We start from the raw sequence: 16,745 nt of genomic DNA on the forward strand, positions 1-16,745 counted from the left end.
GGCGCATCAGCGCGGCCGGGCGGCCGACCAGGCCTCCCGGCACGGGCGAGCACGGGCGGGCCGGGCGACCGGATCGCCGCGAGCCGCCGGCGCGCGACAGGTCCGTCGGCGAGCGCAGGCGGGCGTGATCAGCCCCACAGGCAGGGCAGGCGAGCCTGATCACGCCCGCCTGCCATGCCGGCGGGCGGTCTGCGTCTCTACGCGACGAACGTGCGCGGGCCCTCGCCGCCCGCCGTGCCGCCGCTCTCGACGATCCGGGCGGCGGCGGCCAGTCGCGCGGCCGCCTCCTCCGCGACCGCGCCTCCCACGGTGAACGGCAGCCGCACATACCCCTCGAAAGCGCCGTCGACCCCGAACCGGGGTCCGGACGGCACCCGCAGGCCCACCCGCTCCCCCGCCTCGGCGAGCCGAGACCCGGAGAGGCCTCCGGCCCGGACCCAGAGGGTCAGCCCGCCCTTGGGCACGGAGTACTCCCACTCCGGCAGCTCCCGGCGCACCGCCGCGACGAGGTCGTCCCGGTTCCCTCGGGCCTGGCTCCGCCGCAGTTCGACGGCCTGCTCCCAGCCTCCGGTGCTGAACAGCCAGTTCACCGCCAGCTGCTCCAGCACGGGCGTGCCCATGTCGGCGTAGGCGCGCGCCGCGACCAGGCTGCGGATGACGTCCGGGGCCGCCCGCACCCAGCCGATGCGCATCCCGGCCCAGAAGGCCTTGCTGGCCGAGCCGACCGTGATCACCGTCGACCCCGCGGGATCGAAGCCGCACACGGGCCGCGGCATCTCGACGTCGTCGTCGAGCCACAGCTCGCTCATGGTCTCGTCGGCGACCAGCACGGTCCCCGCGGAGCGGGCCGCCTCCACGAGCCGGCGCCGCTGGTCCTCGTCGGCGAGCGCGCCGGTCGGGTTGTGGAAGTCGGCGACGACGTAGGCGATGCGCGGCGCGGCGTCGCGCAGGACCTGGCGCCAGCGGTCCATGTCCCAGCCGGCGAGCCCGTCGGCCATCGCGACGGGCACCAGGCGGGCGCCCGCCTCACGCATCAGCTGAAGGATGTTGGCGTAGGAGGGCGACTCGACGGCGATGCGCTCGCCGCGCCCGCCGAACAGATGGCAGATGGCGTCGATGGCCCCCATCGCGCCGGTCGTGACCATGATCTGCTCGGGCATCGTCGCGATCCCGCGCGCGGTGTACCGCTCGGCGATCATCGCCCGCAGCGCGGGCAGCCCCGCCGGATAGTCGCCGTGCGTGTGGGCGTACGGCGGCAGCTCCTCCAGCGCGCCCTGCACGGCACGGGTGAGCCAGGGCTCCGGCGCGGGCAGGGCCGCGCAGCCCAGGTCGATCATCGAGCCGAGGGCCTCGGGCGGCAGCGGCTCCAGGCCGCGCGCCGGCACCGGGTTGCCCGCCGGGACGGCCGTCCAGCTGCCCGCGCCGCGCCGGGACTCCAGGAACCCCTCCGCGCGCAGGGCCTCATAGGCGGCGGCGACGGTCGTACGACTCACGGACAGGGCGAGGGCCAGTTCGCGTTCGGCGGGCAGCCGGGCGGCGACCGGAACGCGGCCTTCCAACACCAGCAGCCGGACTCCGTCGGCGAGCGCGCGATAGGCGGGCGGACGGCGCGTTCCCGGGCCCGCCGGGCGGTCCTGTTGGGACTTGAGCAGTCGCGCGAGCTGCGCGGCCCCCACCGCTGAGGTCCACTGCGCCATGGTGATCAGTCCACCTTCCCCGAATTGGCCATGGATGACGTTCGCTTCCAAGCCACAGAGTGTCACGAGTCAGGCCACTATCACCACCACGACCGCTACCAGGGGGACCCAGTGTCCGAGTCGCCGCCGCAGGAATCACGGCCGCAGGAATCACCGCCGCAGAAACCGCCTCTGCAGGATTCACCGCTGCGGGATCCGGGCGGCCGCCTCGCCCGTCGGCTGATCCAGCTCTACGTCGGCCTCGTCCTGTACGGCGCCAGCGCCGCCCTCTTCGTGCAGGCGGGGCTGGGCCTGGAGCCCTGGGGCGTACTGCACCAGGGGCTCGCCGAGCTGACCGGACTGACCATCGGCGTGGTGTCGATCGTCGTCGGCGCGGCGGTGCTGCTGCTGTGGATCCCGTTGCGCCAGCGCCCGGGCCTGGGGACCGTCTCCAACGTCTTCGTCGTCGGCCTCGCGATGGACGGCACGCTCGCGTGGATCCCGGAGGCCCGCACCCTGGCCGTTCAGGTGCCCCTGCTGCTGGCCGGGATCGTCCTCAACGGGGTGGCCACCGGCCTCTACATCGCGGCCAGTTTCGGTCCGGGCCCGCGCGACGGGCTGATGACGGGGCTGCACCGGCGCACCGGGCGTTCGATCCGGCTGATGCGGACCGCGGTGGAGGTGGCGGTCGTGGTGACCGGGTTCGCCCTCGGCGGCACCATCGGAGTCGGCACGCTGCTCTACGCGGTGGCGATCGGCCCGCTGGCCCAGGTCTTCCTTCGAGTGTTCGCCGTTCCCGCGGCATCCGGCGGCAGCACGGTCGTTGCCACCGGGACACCCCAGGGAGCAATACTTCGTCCGTGACCACCCTGATACGCCACCCGTACCTCGACCATCCCGGGCCCATTCCGTTCGCGCACCGCGGCGGGGCCGCGGACGGTCTGGAGAACACCGTGGCGCAGTTCCGGCACGCGGTCGAGGCGGGCTACCGCTACCTGGAGACCGACGTCCACGCCACGCGGGACGGCAAGCTCGTCGCCTTCCACGACGCGACGCTGGACCGGCTGACCGACGGCGCGGGCCGCATCGCCGACCTCCCGTGGTCGGACGTGCGCCACGCGCGCGTGTCGGGGAAGGAGCCGGTGCCGCTCTTCGAGGAGCTGCTGGAGACCTTCCCCGAGGCACGGTGGAACGTCGACCTCAAGGCCGAGCCCGCTCTGCACCCTCTGCTGAAGCTGATCGCGTCCATGGACGCGTGGGACCGCGTCTGCGTCGGCTCGTTCTCGGAGGCCCGTGTCGTGCGCGCCCAGCGGCTGGCCGGGCCGCGCCTGGCGACGTCGTACGGCACCCGGGGCGTGCTCAACCTGCGGCTGCGGTCCTGGGGCGTGCCCGCGGCGCTGCGCGGCTCGGCGGTCGCCGCGCAGGTGCCCGAGGCCCAGTCGGGAATCCAGGTCGTGGACCGGCGCTTCGTCCGCACCGCCCACGCGCGCGGGCTGCACGTGCACGTGTGGACGATCAACGACGCGGATCGGATGCACCGGCTCCTGGACCTGGGAGTCGATGGCATCATGACCGATCACATCGACACGTTGCGCAAGGTCATGGAGGACCGGGGCGTCTGGGTCTGACCTCGGGCCCGCCCCCGCGCGCGGTTGCGGGAAGCGGGAAGCGAGGGCGCGGGTGGGCATCGACACCGTGCGGACGGCGGCGTCCGACGAGGCCGCCGGGCGGCGGCGCGAGCAGCGCGGCTGGTACTTCTACGACTGGGCGTGCTCCGTCTACTCGACGAGCGTGCTCACCGTGTTCCTCGGCCCTTATCTGACGTCGGTCGCCAAGCACGCGGCGGACGCCGACGGATATGTGCACCCCTTGGGCATCCCGGTCCGCGCGGGCTCGTTCTTCGCGTACTCGGTGTCCCTGTCGGTGATCGTGGCCGTCCTGGTGATGCCCCTGGTGGGCGCTGCCGCCGACCGCACCGGCCGCAAGAAGCCCCTGCTGGGCGCCGCCGCCTATGTGGGCGCCGCGGCCACCACCGGCATGTTCTTCCTGGGCGGCGACCGCTATCTGCTCGGCGGCGCGCTGCTGATCGTGGCGAACGCGGCCCAGTCGGTGTCGATGATGCTCTACAACTCCTACCTGCCGCAGATCGCCCCGCCCGAGGAGCGCGACGCGGTCTCCTCCCGGGGCTGGGCGTTCGGGTATGCGGCGGGCTCGCTGGTGCTGGTCGTCAATCTGGTGCTCTATCTCGCCCACGACTCCTTCGGCGTCTCCGAGTCGACGGCCGTGCGCATCTGCCTGGCCTCCGCCGGGCTGTGGTGGGGCGGCTTCACGCTCGTCCCGCTGCTGCGGCTGCGCGACCGGCCGACCGCCGCCCGGACCGAACGCAAGGAGGGGGCGACAGCTCCGGGGCTGCGCCAGCTCGCGGCGACGGTCCGCGACATGCGCCGCCATCCACTGACCCTCGCCTTCCTCCTCGCGTACCTCGTCTACAACGACGGCATCCAGACCGTGATCTCCCAGGCCTCGGTCTACGGCTCCGAGGAACTCGGCCTCAGCCAGTCCACGCTGATCGGCGCCGTCCTGCTGGTGCAGGTACTCGCCGTCGCGGGCGCGCTGGGCATGGGACGCCTGGCCAGGACGTACGGCGCGAAGCGGACGATCCTCGGGTCCCTGGTGGCCTGGACGCTGACGCTGGGCGCCGGGTACTTCCTGCCGGCCGGGGCGCCGGTGGGCTTCTTCCTGCTGGCGGCCGCGATCGGACTGGTCCTCGGCGGCAGCCAGGCCCTCTCGCGCTCCCTCTTCTCCCATCTCGTCCCGCCCGGCAAGGAGGCCGAGTACTTCTCCGCCTACGAGATGAGCGACCGCGGCATGAGCTGGCTCGGCCCGCTGCTGTTCGGCCTCACCTACCAGCTCACCGGAAGCTACCGGGACGCGATCATCTCCCTGGTGGTCTTCTTCGTCATCGGGTTCCTGCTGCTCGCGCGGGTCCCCGTGCGGCGGGCGATCGAGGGCGTGGGGAATCCGGTGCCCGAGAGGATTTAGCACTCAGGGCGAAAGGGCGGTAGTGTACGCGTTTGGCCTGCCAGGCGTACCGTTACTGCGCGTCAAAGATGCCGAAACGCTGGGTGACATCTCCTTTCAGATGTGACAAACCGGGCGCCGGTGGGTACTGCACTGGTTGACAAGGCTGCGGCTACGACGGCGACGCATGACCCGGAACGGGACTCGGAACGGGAATCTTTACCGCCGACCGGACGTTGACCGGATGACGACGACAGCGACACCTGTCCTGTGGGCGACAAGCCCGGGAGGCACGATTCATGAGTGAGCGAGCTCTTCGCGGCACGCGCCTCGTGGTGACCAGCTACGAGACGGACCGCGGTATCGACCTGGCCCCGCGCCAGGCCGTGGAGTACGCATGCGAGAAGGGACATCGCTTTGAGATGCCCTTCTCGGTCGAGGCGGAGATTCCGCCGGAGTGGGAGTGCAAGGTCTGCGGAGCCCCTGCACTCCTCGTCGACGGCGACGGCCCTGAGGAAAAGAAGGCCAAGCCCGCGCGTACGCATTGGGACATGCTGATGGAGCGGCGGACGCGCGAGGAACTTGAAGAGGTCCTCGAGGAGCGGCTGGCCGTTCTGCGGTCCGGGGCGATGAACCTTGCGGTACATCCCCGGGACAGCCGCAAGTCCGCGTAGCCCTGCGGGGCTGGGGCGGCCATACAGCGCACGCCGAATGACCGCGGGCGCCGTACGTGAGGTTACGTACGGCGCCCGCGGTCATTGGCATGCGGTGAGTCTGGCGACGGCATGCGGTGAGTCTGGCGACCGGCCCTGGGGGCTGTGCCCCCAGACCCCCCCAGACCCCCCTTCGGCCCCGAAAGGGCCTCGTCCTCAAACGCCGGACGGGCTGACCTTCACTGCTCGTCCCTGATGACCTCGCCCGGGACCACCTTGGCGTCCGGGCGGTGGATCCGGGCCTGCTGGAAGGCGTCGCCCAGGGTGCCGGGGGCCGCCTGGCGGAGTTTGCGTTCGGCGTAGGCGCCGATGGCCTTCTGGACCGGCGGGAGCAGCAGGAGCAGGCCCAGGGCGTCGGAGGTCAGGCCCGGGATCATCAGCAGGAGGCCGCCGAGCATCATGAGGCCGTTGCCGCCGCCCCGGCTGGGGGCAGTGCCGCGCTGCAGTGCCTCGTTCAGGTTCCTGAAGGCCCGTCGGCCCGCCCGCTTGATGACCACCGCGCCGAGCAGGAACCCGGCGAGCAGCAGCAGGAAGACCGTGAAGCCGCCGGCCGCGCCCGCGACCACGGTCAGCAGCCAGATCTCCAGCACCAGCCACCCGGCGAGGCCCAGCGGCAGGAACGTCCGCAGGCGGGAGCGGCGGGGCTGCGGAGTGGAAGTCGTCGGGTACGCGGGGGTCGGGGCGCCTGTCGTCATGCTTCCAGTGTGCCCGGACCCGGCTCAGAGCGGGATAAGGGGACGGTCAGCCGTCGCTGTGAGACTTCGCGGAGGTCTCCGAGCGCTCCGGCTGGTCGGCGGTGCGGCCCGTGATCTTGCCGACCCGCTCCCCCACGCCCCAGGCCGTGACCCGCCAGAGCGCCTCGACGAGGATGTCGCGGCTCATCTTAGAGTCGCCGTGCTCGCGCTCGACGAAGGTGATGGGCACCTCGACGACGTGGAAGCCGGCCCTGACCGCGCGGCGGGCGAGGTCGACCTGGAAGCAGTAGCCCTGGGAGGAGACCTCGTCGAGCCCGAGGCCCTCCAGGGTCTCGCGGCGGAAGGCGCGGTAGCCGCCGGTGATGTCGCGCAGCGGGAGGTCGAGGGCGAGGCGGGAGTACAGGCTGCCGCCGCGGGAGATGACCTCGCGGGACTTGGGCCAGTTCACCACCCGGCCGCCCGGCACCCAGCGCGACCCGAGGACCAGGTCGGCGCCCTTGAGCGCGGTGAGCAGGCGCGGGAGTTCCTCGGGCTGGTGGGAGCCGTCGGCGTCCATCTCGATCAGCACGCCGTAGCCGTTCTCCAGGCCCCAGCGGAAGCCCGCGAGATAGGCGGCGCCGAGGCCTTCCTTGCCCTTGCGGTGCAGGACCTGAACCTGGTCGTCCCCGACGGCCAGTTCGTCGGCGAGCTTGCCGGTGCCGTCGGGGCTGTTGTCGTCGGCCACGAGGACATGGGCCTCGGGGACGGCCTGGCGCACCCGGCCGACGATGCTCTTGATGTTCTCCGCCTCGTTGTAGGTGGGGATGATCACCAAGGCCGTGCCGAGCGGGCCCAACCGCCTCCCTCGGTCCTGTGCCGCGAGGGTCCCGTCGCCGTCGTTCACTACTGCCCCTTCATGTCCGTACGCAGGGGACCACCATAGTGGCCGCTGCTTAAGCGGACGTGACTGGACGTTCGAATGGTGGTGTCGTATCCGCAAGGGCGGGGTAAGAATCTGCTTTTGGGCTCCTATGTGCACACATACCCCGCACAGGTGCCGGCAAGCCTGCTGCGGATGGGGGCCCGGCGCCCTTCGGGCCGGCCCGGGACCCGCTGGCTGCGGGTCGACCGAATGCCGTTGTCTACTGAGCGCCCGGGCCCCACCCGGGTCACACCTCCCCGACCGGCCGGAACGTTCCCTCGCTGCGGCACGGGCGCTGAGCCTGGCTGCCAGTGGCGGTGCGCCGGTGCGGCACACCGTCCCTGACCCAGCGGCGCCGCGGCGAGTGCGCGGATGTTCCCCGGCGGGGCGTCCGGTGGTGGACTCCGCCGAACCTACCGGCCCGCCGCAGTCGGCTGTCAACAGCTGTTCGACCTGCGGTTCTTCGGTCAATGCGCTGGTCAGCGGGGAGGAGACGCAGGTCGCACTGCGGCGGGCGGACGGGTGATCTTCGCCGCGCGGCCCCGGGAGATCACTCGCTCGGCCGCACGAACACCGTGCGGCCGCCCACCACCGTGCGCAGGCACACCGGCAGGTCGACGCCGGGGGTCAGATCGGGCAGCCCGGGGGTGCCGGATCGAGGGTCGGTGGACCAGCGGGCGACCCGGTCGTCGGGGGCCTGGACCACCAGTTCCTCCGTACGCCAGACCGCGTAGTCCGCGGGCGCGCCCGGGACCAGGACGCCCGCGTCGTCGCGGCCGATCGCCCGCCAGCCGCCGCGGGTGTGGGCCGTGAAGGCGGCGCGTACGGAGACACGGTGCTCGGGCGTGCGGTGGAAGGCGGCTGCGCGGACCGTGCCCCACGGGTCGAGGGGGGTGACCGGGCTGTCGGAGCCGAAGGCGAGCGGGACACCGGCCCGCAGCAGGGCCGCGAAGGGGTTCAGGGTGCGGGCCCGCTCGGCGCCCAGCCGCTGGGCGTACATGCCTTCCTCGCCGCCCCACAGGGCGTCGAAGGCGGGCTGGACCGAGGCGGTGAGGCCGAGTTCGGCGAAGGCGGCGATCGTCTCGGGCGTGAGCATCTCCGCGTGCTCCACGCGGTGGCGGGCGGCGCGGATCCGGGTGAGGCCGACCTTCTCCGCTGCGGCGCGCACGCCCTCGACGACGGCGGTCACGGCGGCGTCGCCGATGGCGTGGAAGCCTGCCTGGAGACCGGCCTCGGTGCAGGCCGTCACATGCGCGGCGACCTCGGCGGCGCCCAGGTAGGCGGTGCCGGTGTGGGCGGCGTCGGTGTACGCGGCGTGCAGACAGGCGGTGTGCGAGCCGAGGGCGCCGTCGACGAACAGGTCCCCGGCGGCGCCGAGCGCGCCCAGCCGCCGGGCCTTGTCGACATCCTGCTCGGCCCAGTAGCCGACGACCCGCGGGCCGGGTTCCTCGGCGGCGAGCCGCAGCAGACCGGTGAAGTCGTCCTCGGAGGAGATCTCCGGCCCGGCGCACTCGTGGACGGAGCCGATGCCGAGGGCGGCGGCGTGCGCGAGGGCGGTCCGCTGGGCCTCGGCGCGCTGAGCGGGCGTCACAGCTGCGAACGCGGCGGCGCGGACTGCGTGGTGGGCGTCGCGGGTGAGCGGCTCGCCCTCGGCCCAGCCGGCCGCCGTGCGGGCCCCGGGCGCGAGATCGAGCAGGGCGGTGCCGACCACGGCGGAGTGGACGTCGATCCGGCTGAGGTAGAGCGCACGGCCGCCGGTGGCCTCGTCCAGTTCGGCCCGCCGGGGCGGGCGGCCCTCCGGCCAGCGGGAGGCGTCCCAGCCGTGCCCGAGCAGCACCTTGTCCTGCGGACGGGCCGCCGCGAAGTCCCTGACGAGGGCGAGGGCGGCCGCCAGCGAGGGGGCGGCGGACAGGTCGAGTCCGGTCAGCGCGAGGCCGGTGGAGGTGGTGTGCACATGGGCGTCGGTGAACGCCGGGGTGACGAGGGCGCCGTCCAGGTCGACCACTTCGTCGACGCCGTCCGCGAAGGCGTCGGCGGCGCCCTCGGAACCGACCCAGGCGACCTGGCCGCGCTCGACGACCATCGCGGTCGCGAACGGGTCGGCGGGGCTGTGGACCTCTCCTCGGCGGAGCAGGACGGTGTTCGGCTCGGGGGTGCGCTCACTCATGGGGAACAGTCTCGCGCCTCGCCCGGGCCGCCCGGGCACGGGGACCCCTCAGATCCGCGGCGGCCGGGCCTCGTAGGGGGTGGACAGCACGACCGTCGTGCGCGTCGACACCCCGGCGAGCGCCCGGAGCCGTCCCAGCAGTTCCTCCAGCTCGTGCGGGGTGGCCACGCGGACCTTGAGGATGTAGTTCTCGTCGCCGGCCACGCTGTGGCAGGCCTCGATCTCCGGCACGCCGGCCAGCCGTTCGGCGATGTCGTCGGGGGCGCTGGGGTCGAACGGTTTCACCGAGATGAAGGCGGTCAGGGGCAGCCCGACGGCGTCGGAGTCGACGACGGCCGCATACCCCCGGATCACGCCCCGCTGTTCCAGCCGGCGCACCCGCTGATGCACGGCCGAGGTGGACAGGCCCGTGGCCTTGCCCAGATCGGTGTAACTCATCCGCCCGTCCTTGACGAGCAGCTGCACGATTTGTCGGTCCAGCTCCTCCATGACGCAAGAACTTACCGTGCGTGCGATCTCCACGTATACCTATACAGCCCAGGTCATAGCCGGTTTGTGATGTGTCCGAAGGTCGACCACGAGCCCGCTGTGGGTCACTTGTGAGTCACCTGACGCACTCGGCCGCGTCCTGGGCACCTGCAAGTGGCATGTGACGAATGCCACAGCGCTCGTCAAGGCTTCGTGATGCCCTCGTGATTACCTCCGAGACGGGCTGGGAAGTGCTTGCTGTGGTCGAGGCCGCAGTGCCTAACGGCCCAGCCCGAGGGGGAGAATCCCATGCAGAGTCTTAAGCGCCCTGGTCGCACCGCGCCCAAGCGGCTCCAGTCGGTCGTCGAGCCCGAGCCGGAGGGCGTCGAACCTTTCGACGCCGACGGCTTCGACGGCGATGACGCCGACCACTTCGACGCGTACGACACCTTCGAGATGTACCGGGTGATCTGCCCGGACTGCGCGCAGCCCATCGCGCTGCTGGCGGACGAGGAGGTGCTGCCGGAGCACGCCCTGTGCGCCTCGCCGTGGAACCCGTTCGGGCTCACGGTCTGCGCCGGGACCGGGCGCGGGGCCTCCGAGGCCCGGCCCGCGGACGAGTCCGTGGAGCTCCAGGAGCAGGACACCGCGCTCCTGCTGACGCTCCCTCAGGGGCTGGACTGGCGCACCCAGCCGTTCTCGCACGTCGGCGGCCCGGCCTCGCGCCCGATGCGCGTGCCGGCGATGCGCCGCGCGGCCGCCTGAGCACGGCTCCCGCGCTCAGCGCACCGGCTCAATCCCAGTAGCTGCCCTGCACCATGGCCCGCAGGCTGCCGTGGTGCAGGATCAGTGTGTCCGGATCGGCCGGGACGGCGACCTCGCCGAAGTACACCTGCCGGTAGGCCACCCGCAGCATCACGATCGCCTGCCGCAGCGCGGCGTACAGCGTGTAGAAGTCCATGTCCCGCGGGGTGTGGCCGGTCAGGCGCGCATAGCGGTCCTCGACGCGTTCCCGGCGCAGGAAGTCGGGCAGTCCGCGCCCGCCGGAGGCGACCGTGAGGTCCTGGAAGAAGCGGTGCAGGTAGAGCGTCCAGCCGAGGTCCACCTCGCGCGGGGCGAGCGCCGCCATCTCCCAGTCGAGGACGGCCACGGGCTCGAAGCCGTCGTGGATCACGTTCCCGATGCGGGCGTCGCCCCAGTTCAGCACCGGTGCGCCCGGATCCCGCGGCCAGAGCTCCGTGAGCCGGTCGAAGGCGTCCTCGATGAGCGGTGAGCGGGGCAGGCCGTCGACGACCCAGTCGTAGTAGGCGCGTTGGGCGGCGACATGCCGGCGCAGCGCGTCGCCTTCGCCGGGAAGAGCGAGGAACTCGGCCTTCTCCAGGGGCACTTGGTCGTGCAGCCGGGCCAGCAGGCCGATCGTCGCGGCCTCCAGGCGCTCCCGCTGCGTGTCGCTCGCCGCGTGCAGCCAGTTGCCCTCGTAGGTGTAGGGCATCACGTCGGGCGGGACCCGCCCCTCGACGCGTTCCATGACGAGGAAGGGCGCGCCGAGCGGGCCGGGGTCCTCCTCGAGCCACAGCACACGAGGCACGGGCACGTCCGTGCACTCGGCGACGACTCGCATCGTGCGGTACTGCCGGGCCATGTCGTACACGGGGAAGACGGTGTACGCCGCCGGATCCGCCGCGAGCCTCAACACACAGGCGCGGACGGGCGGTCGAGGGTGTTCGACGTCGAAGAGCAAGGTGTCGCTGGACATGCCGTTGGCGGCGGGGACGGTCACGCCGACCGCCTCGGCGCCCGGCAGCCGGGTGGCGAGCCAGGCGGTCAGCCGACGGGCCAGTTCCTCCGGATCCCGGGTCGTGGTGCGGGGCCGCGATGCCGCGGGCATGCTCTCAACTCCCCTGCGGAGCGACGGAGTCGAAGCCGGTGAAGCCGCTCGGGTCGTGGCGGCCGAACGAACCGTGTTCGAAGATCCCGTGGCCCTCCCGCCCGTCGAGACGGAACCGGGCGGCGTGGTCGGTCACCCCGTACCCGGCCAGGGGGTGCGGGCCGGCCAGATCGTAGGTGCGGCGGTCGGTCCAGCGGGGGCCGCGCCAGGTGCCGTGCTGCCAGTCGTCGGCGGGCGGATAGCCGGCGCCGACGGCGAGCGGGGAGGAGGTGAGGATCTCCGCCTCCAGTTCCAGCGGTTTGCGGCGGTCCCCCAGGTGGATGAGGGCGCGCTCCGGCCGCCGGGTGCCGGGCCGGTAGGTGATCTCCGCCTGGGGCCAGCCGAGTTGGCGGTCACGGCGGCCGGGGCGGACGAGCGTGGCGTCGTTCAGGGAGCGGTAGCCGTCGGCGTCCTCCTGCGTGATGACCATCAGGAAGCGGTCGTCGAAGCGGACCGGGCACCAGATCCAGTGGAATCCCTCGGTCGGATGGTCCTGGGCGAGCCGCCCGCCCTCCTCGCCCGGCACCGGCCGGACGCCCCAGCTGCGGTCGCGGGTGCCGGTCCACGCGCCGGCCGTCAGCCGGGTCAGGGCGCCGCCCGCGCGCAGCCACCCCACGCACCGTCCCGCCTGTACGAACCGCTTCCCCTCCAGCGTGAGCCGTCCACCGCGCCGCTGCTGGTGGTGCGGCTCCCACAGGGCCGGGAAGTCCGCCGACCAGTGGATCTCGAACGACAGCCCTTCGGGGTCGTCCGGGTCCGCCGCGCAGCTCAGCACGAAGTCCCGCAGCGGGCGCTCGACCCGGATGCGCAGCGGGCCGACCTCCAGCCGCATCCGGTCCTCGCCGAGGGCGTCGGAGGCGCGGACGGCGAAGAGGCGATCGCCGAGGCGCAGGGTGGCGTAGGCGTCGGTCACGCCCAGGTTGGGGTAGACCCCGAGGCCGACGATGAGCAGGGCCCGGCCCTGGTGGTCGAGGACGTGGAAGATGCAGCGGTCGTAGGCGTTCCGGTCCCCGGTCGCGACGTGTTTCATCGACAGGGGCACCTGGTGGACGGGGTACTCGTCGAGCGGCACGGGGCGGTCGTCGCCCATGAGCGCACCTCCCTGAAGGCAAGGGATTTGACGGTACGTCAGACGTTGTTCCGCGACCAGATGAAAGTCGGCCCGGAACCGGGGCACTGCCCGAACTCACGCTCGACCACGCCTGGCGGTGACCTGCCTCGCGGCCGCGCGTTGCCCTGGTATGACCCCCACCTATTCGGCTGCGCCCGGGCGTCACCGCCAGCTCCTCGTCCCCCTTCGCCCGGAACCCGTCCGCGCAGAGGCCCTCCGCGCGGAAGCCGTCCGCGCGGAGTCCGGTCGCACGGAGTCCGGTCGCGCCGAGGCCGGCCGTGCAGGATCGGTTCCGCCGGCTCCGCCGGCCCCTCAGGACCCGCCCATCTACCGCGCCCTGCTGCGTCTCTGGGCCGACCGGGGGCGCACCCTGCCGGGACGCCACGACCCGGAGTGGGCGCGGCTGGCGGCCCCGCAGGTGCGGCCGGGGCAGTTCAGCGGGTCTCCGGACCCAGCAGGTGACGGGCGATGACCATCCGCTGGATCTGGTTCGTCCCCTCGACGATCTGCAGGACCTTGGCCTCGCGCAGGTAGCGCTCGACGGGGAAGTCGGCGGAGTAGCCGTACCCGCCCAGCACCTGGACGGCGTCGACGGTGATCTGCATGGCGGCGTCCGTGCAGTGGAGTTTGGCCATGGCGGCCTGCCGGGCGAACGGCCGGCCGGCGTCCCGCAGCCGCGCGGCCGCCAGATACAGCGCCCGGCCCGCCTCGATCCGGGTCGCCATGTCGGCGAGCAGGAAGCGCAGCCCCTGGAAGTCGGCGATCGGCCGCCCGAACTGCCGCCGCCGCCCCGCGTAGGCGACGGCCTCGTCGAGGGCGGCCTGGGCGAGGCCGACCGCGCAGGCGGCGATGCCGAGCCGTCCGGAGTCCAGCGCGGCCAGGGCGATCGCGAAGCCCTGGCCCTCGTCGCCGATGCGCCGGGCGTCCGGGACACGCACGCCGTCGAAGTGGACCTGGGCGGTGGGTGAGCCCTTCAGCCCCATCTTCCGCTCGGGGGCCGCGGCGCTCAGGCCCTCGGCGTCGGCGGGCACCAGGAACGCCGTGATCCCCCGCGCGCCCTCGCCGCCGGTGCGGGCCATGACGGTGTAGAAGTCGGCGATCCCGCCGTGGGTGATCCAGGCCTTGGTGCCGGTGATCACCCAGTCTCCCCGGCCCTCCCGCACGGCCCGGGTCCGCAGCGAGGCCGCGTCCGAGCCGGCGGACGGCTCCGACAGGCAGTACGCGCCGAGCAGCCCGCCGCCGAGCACGGCCGGCAGCTGCGCGGCCCGCTGCTCCCGCGTGCCGTGGGCGGCCAGCGGATAGGCGGCCAGGGTGTGCACGCTCACCCCGAGTCCGACGGTGAGCCGGGCCGCGGCCAGCTCTTCGAGGACCTGGAGATAGACCTCGTAGGGCTGGTCGCCGCCGCCGTGCGCGGAGTCGTACGGGAGACCGAGCAGCCCCGATTCGGACAGGAGGGTGAACAACTCGCGCGGGAAGCGTCCGGCGTCCTCCTCCGCGGCGGCGGCCGGCGCGATCTCGCGGCGGGCGATGTCGCGGACCAACGTCATGAGGTGCCGGGCCTCGGCCGTGGGCAGGACGCGGTCCACCGGCGTCGGCGGGCGGTCGGGCATGGCGGCTTCCTCCTCCCTGACCGACTCGCGGCTTCGCGCTGTGAGTATGCGCGCGGAGCGCCGCCACTGCACGACTGATTGGTCCGAACCATTGACCTAACTGGTCTAGTCCACCTACCGTTTCGGTCCAACGCTTCCCCGCGTTCATGCCAATCGGCGTGCGATCCCCTCCCTGTCCCCTGCGAGGAGACACCCGATGCACAACCCGCTCCGCCCCCGCGCCCGGTTCCGGACGCTCCTGTCAGCCGCCTGTTGCGCCGCTCTCGGCGCCGCCCTGCTCGTCGGCGCGAGCACCGCCAGCGCCGGCGAGCCCGGCCCCGCCAAGGGGCACACCACCGGCGCGACCGGCTCGAACGTGGTCGGCTACTTCACCGACTGGGGCATCTACGACCGCCAGTACTACGTCAAGAACATCGAGACGTCCGGCTCCGCGAAGAAGCTGACCCACATCAACTACGCCTTCGGCAACGTCACCGACGGCAAGTGCGCCCTCGGCGACTCCTGGGCGGACACCGACAAGCCGTTCACCGCCGCGGAGTCCGTGGACGGCGTGGCCGACACCGCGGACCAGCCGCTCAGCGGCAACTTCAACCAGCTGCGCAAGCTGAAGAAGCTGCACCCGAACCTCAAGGTCATCTGGTCGTTCGGCGGCTGGAGCTGGTCGGGCGGCTTCGGCGAGGCGGCCAAGGACCCGGCGGCCTTCGCCAAGTCCTGCCACGACCTCGTCGAGAACCCCAAGTGGGCCGACGTCTTCGACGGCATCGACATCGACTGGGAGTACCCGAACGCCTGCGGCCTCACCTGCGACACCAGCGGTCGCGAGGCGTTCCGGGACGTCATGAAGGCGCTGCGCGCCAAATTCGGCAAGCGGGAGCTGATCACCGCGGCGATCACCGCGGACGCCACCGGCGGCGGCAAGATCGACGCGGCGGACTACGGCGGCGCGGCACGGTACGTCGACTGGTACAACCCGATGACGTACGACTACTTCGGCGCCTGGGCGGCCACCGGTCCGACGGCGCCGCACTCGCCGCTGACCTCGTACCCCGGCATTCCGCAGCAGGGCTACGACTCCGCCGCCACGATCGCCAAGCTGAAGAGCCTGGGCATCCCGGCCCGCAAACTGCTGCTCGGCATCGGCTTCTACGGGCGCGGCTGGACCGGTGTCACCCAGGCGAAGCCGGGCGGCACGGCCACCGGGCCGGCGGCGGGCACGTACGAGGCCGGCAACGAGGACTACAAGGTGCTCAAGACCAAGTGCCCGGCGACCGGCACGGTCGGCGGCACCGCCTACGCCAAGTGCGGGAACGACTGGTGGAGTTACGACACCCCGGCGACCATCGCCACGAAGATGAAATACAAGTCGCAAGCGGGCCTGGGCGGCACGTTCTTCTGGGAGCTGAGCGGGGACACCGCGAACGGTGAGCTGATCAGAGCGATCAAGTAGCCCACCGGGTAGGCCACTTGGGGCGAGGGACCACGAGCCTTCGCCCCAAGTCCCTTTGCCCGGTGGGTCAGTCCTCTTTGCCCGGCGGGTCAGTCCTCGCGCTGGGCCGGCTTCGGCGCGGGGAAGGCGGGGTCGATCTCCTCGATGGCGCGCATGGAGCCGCCCAGGGTCTTCACCAGCAGGTCGCCCATGACCTCGCGGGAGAGTTCGGGGCGGTCGATCCATGCCAGGGTGGCGCCCTCGACGCTGCACACCCAGGCCAGCAGGCCCATACGGGGCAGCGGCGGGATGTCGGCACTGCCGTACGCGCCCTCGGCGATGGTCGAGACGATGGCCGCGCGCACCCCGTCCCGGATGGCGTGCACCTCGGTGTCGAAGCCGACGCCGCCGCTGACGATCGTCCGGTAGGCGGCCTGGTTGTGCTCGGCGTAGCGCAGGTAGCTGTCGATGGTGCGGTGCACCCGGTCCACCTGGGGCAGTTCATGACCGCTCGCCGCGAAGGTGACCAGGTCGGCGACGGAGTCCTGGATGATCGCCAGGTAGTAGCCGCGCTTGGACTGGAAGTAGTAGTAGATCAGCCCTTTGGCGACATGCGCCTGCCGGGCGATGTCGTCCATCGAGAGCGCGTCGTAGGACGTGTCGGCGAACAACTTCCGCCCGATGGAGATGAGTTCGGCGCGACGCGCCAGTGAGCGCTCGGTGCCGCGTGCCCGGGGACGGGCGACTTCGCGCTGTTCACTGATATTCAATTTCGACCCTGGTCTCGGGCAGTCTGCGGGACATCCGCAGTATGTCAGGTCAACCGTGCGTCAGGTCCCACCCGTCACAGCAGTCCGAGCTGGGTGATCAGCATCGCGACGACCGCGACGAGTACCCAGCCCAGGACGTGTTCCAGGAGCTTCGGGCCGTCGGTCTCGGGACCGCCGGTGCGGGTGCGGGCGGCGGTGGCTGTCTGTGCGGTCATACGTCCACCTTGCCACCTGACGAGGCATTTGCGGCAGAGACCTTA

Annotated in this window: 16 protein-coding genes; 6 read left to right on the forward strand and 10 right to left on the reverse strand. The window is 72.3% G+C overall.

What is annotated here, in order from left to right:
• Positions 1-197 precede the first annotated feature (197 nt).
• Entirely contained in the window at positions 198-1,697 is a 1,500-nt protein-coding gene (locus ACWD4O_RS33605) for an SCO1417 family MocR-like transcription factor (RefSeq protein WP_351917041.1), read from the reverse strand.
• 171 nt (positions 1,698-1,868) lie between these two features.
• Between ACWD4O_RS33605 and yczE the strand changes: the two genes are divergently transcribed.
• The 4 genes from yczE (at position 1,869) to ACWD4O_RS33625 (ending at position 5,371) form a co-directional block, all read left to right on the forward strand.
• Positions 1,869-2,540: a membrane protein YczE gene (gene yczE, locus ACWD4O_RS33610; protein WP_451285870.1), complete on the forward strand. Its 672-nt coding sequence runs from the start codon at positions 1,869-1,871 to the stop codon at positions 2,538-2,540.
• A complete protein-coding gene (locus ACWD4O_RS33615) occupies positions 2,537-3,304 on the forward strand; it encodes a glycerophosphodiester phosphodiesterase (RefSeq protein ID WP_451285724.1) in 768 nt (255 codons plus the stop codon). The genes yczE and ACWD4O_RS33615 overlap by 4 nt, the downstream gene beginning before the upstream one ends.
• 52 nt (positions 3,305-3,356) lie before the next feature.
• Positions 3,357-4,718 carry an MFS transporter gene (locus ACWD4O_RS33620; protein WP_451285726.1) on the forward strand — a complete coding sequence of 454 codons (1,362 nt, stop codon included), beginning with the start codon at positions 3,357-3,359 and terminating at the stop codon, positions 4,716-4,718.
• 278 nt (positions 4,719-4,996) lie between these two features.
• The gene (locus tag ACWD4O_RS33625; protein WP_020128921.1) at positions 4,997-5,371 is read left to right on the forward strand and encodes an RNA polymerase-binding protein RbpA; all 375 of its coding nucleotides are present in this window, start codon (positions 4,997-4,999) and stop codon (positions 5,369-5,371) included.
• Between the two features lie 218 nt (positions 5,372-5,589).
• On the opposite strand, the gene fxsA is transcribed toward ACWD4O_RS33625, so the two are convergent.
• The 4 genes from fxsA to ACWD4O_RS33645 form a co-directional block, all read right to left on the reverse strand.
• Complete coding sequence (fxsA, locus tag ACWD4O_RS33630; RefSeq protein ID WP_451285728.1) at positions 5,590-6,105, reverse strand: FxsA family membrane protein; 516 nt, start codon at positions 6,103-6,105, stop codon at positions 5,590-5,592.
• Between the two features lie 46 nt (positions 6,106-6,151).
• Positions 6,152-6,988 (reverse strand): polyprenol monophosphomannose synthase, encoded by an 837-nt coding sequence (locus ACWD4O_RS33635; RefSeq protein ID WP_451285730.1) that lies wholly within the window; start codon positions 6,986-6,988, stop codon positions 6,152-6,154.
• A 568-nt stretch (positions 6,989-7,556) separates the two neighbouring features.
• Positions 7,557-9,173 (reverse strand): amidohydrolase, encoded by a 1,617-nt coding sequence (locus ACWD4O_RS33640; RefSeq protein WP_451285732.1) that lies wholly within the window; start codon positions 9,171-9,173, stop codon positions 7,557-7,559.
• 48 nt (positions 9,174-9,221) lie between these two features.
• Positions 9,222-9,662: an Lrp/AsnC family transcriptional regulator gene (locus tag ACWD4O_RS33645; RefSeq protein WP_310433982.1), complete on the reverse strand. Its 441-nt coding sequence runs from the start codon at positions 9,660-9,662 to the stop codon at positions 9,222-9,224.
• Between the two features lie 288 nt (positions 9,663-9,950).
• On the opposite strand from ACWD4O_RS33645, the gene ACWD4O_RS33650 reads away from it, so the two are divergent.
• The gene (locus ACWD4O_RS33650; RefSeq protein WP_451285734.1) at positions 9,951-10,406 is read left to right on the forward strand and encodes a hypothetical protein; all 456 of its coding nucleotides are present in this window, start codon (positions 9,951-9,953) and stop codon (positions 10,404-10,406) included.
• 28 nt (positions 10,407-10,434) lie between these two features.
• On the opposite strand, the gene ACWD4O_RS33655 is transcribed toward ACWD4O_RS33650, so the two are convergent.
• The 3 genes from ACWD4O_RS33655 to ACWD4O_RS33665 all read right to left on the reverse strand — a co-directional run bounded on the left by ACWD4O_RS33655 (position 10,435) and on the right by ACWD4O_RS33665 (position 14,289).
• Positions 10,435-11,529, reverse strand: coding sequence for a phosphotransferase family protein (locus ACWD4O_RS33655; RefSeq protein WP_451285736.1), 1,095 nt, complete (start codon positions 11,527-11,529; stop codon positions 10,435-10,437).
• A gap of 4 nt (positions 11,530-11,533) precedes the next feature.
• On the reverse strand, positions 11,534-12,658 hold the full coding sequence (locus tag ACWD4O_RS33660; RefSeq protein WP_451285738.1) for a hypothetical protein: 1,125 nt from the start codon (positions 12,656-12,658) through the stop codon (positions 11,534-11,536).
• Between the two features lie 455 nt (positions 12,659-13,113).
• On the reverse strand, positions 13,114-14,289 hold the full coding sequence (locus tag ACWD4O_RS33665; RefSeq protein WP_451285740.1) for an acyl-CoA dehydrogenase family protein: 1,176 nt from the start codon (positions 14,287-14,289) through the stop codon (positions 13,114-13,116).
• A gap of 196 nt (positions 14,290-14,485) precedes the next feature.
• Between ACWD4O_RS33665 and ACWD4O_RS33670 the strand changes: the two genes are divergently transcribed.
• Positions 14,486-15,736: a glycoside hydrolase family 18 protein gene (locus tag ACWD4O_RS33670; protein ID WP_451285742.1), complete on the forward strand. Its 1,251-nt coding sequence runs from the start codon at positions 14,486-14,488 to the stop codon at positions 15,734-15,736.
• Between the two features lie 89 nt (positions 15,737-15,825).
• On the opposite strand, the gene ACWD4O_RS33675 is transcribed toward ACWD4O_RS33670, so the two are convergent.
• On the reverse strand, positions 15,826-16,485 hold the full coding sequence (locus ACWD4O_RS33675; RefSeq protein ID WP_451285744.1) for a TetR/AcrR family transcriptional regulator: 660 nt from the start codon (positions 16,483-16,485) through the stop codon (positions 15,826-15,828).
• A gap of 74 nt (positions 16,486-16,559) precedes the next feature.
• Positions 16,560-16,700 (reverse strand): SCO1431 family membrane protein, encoded by a 141-nt coding sequence (locus tag ACWD4O_RS33680; RefSeq protein ID WP_450948736.1) that lies wholly within the window; start codon positions 16,698-16,700, stop codon positions 16,560-16,562.
• Between the last annotated feature and the right edge of the window lie 45 nt (positions 16,701-16,745).

Source organism: Streptomyces sp. NPDC002623, from assembly GCF_053592635.1.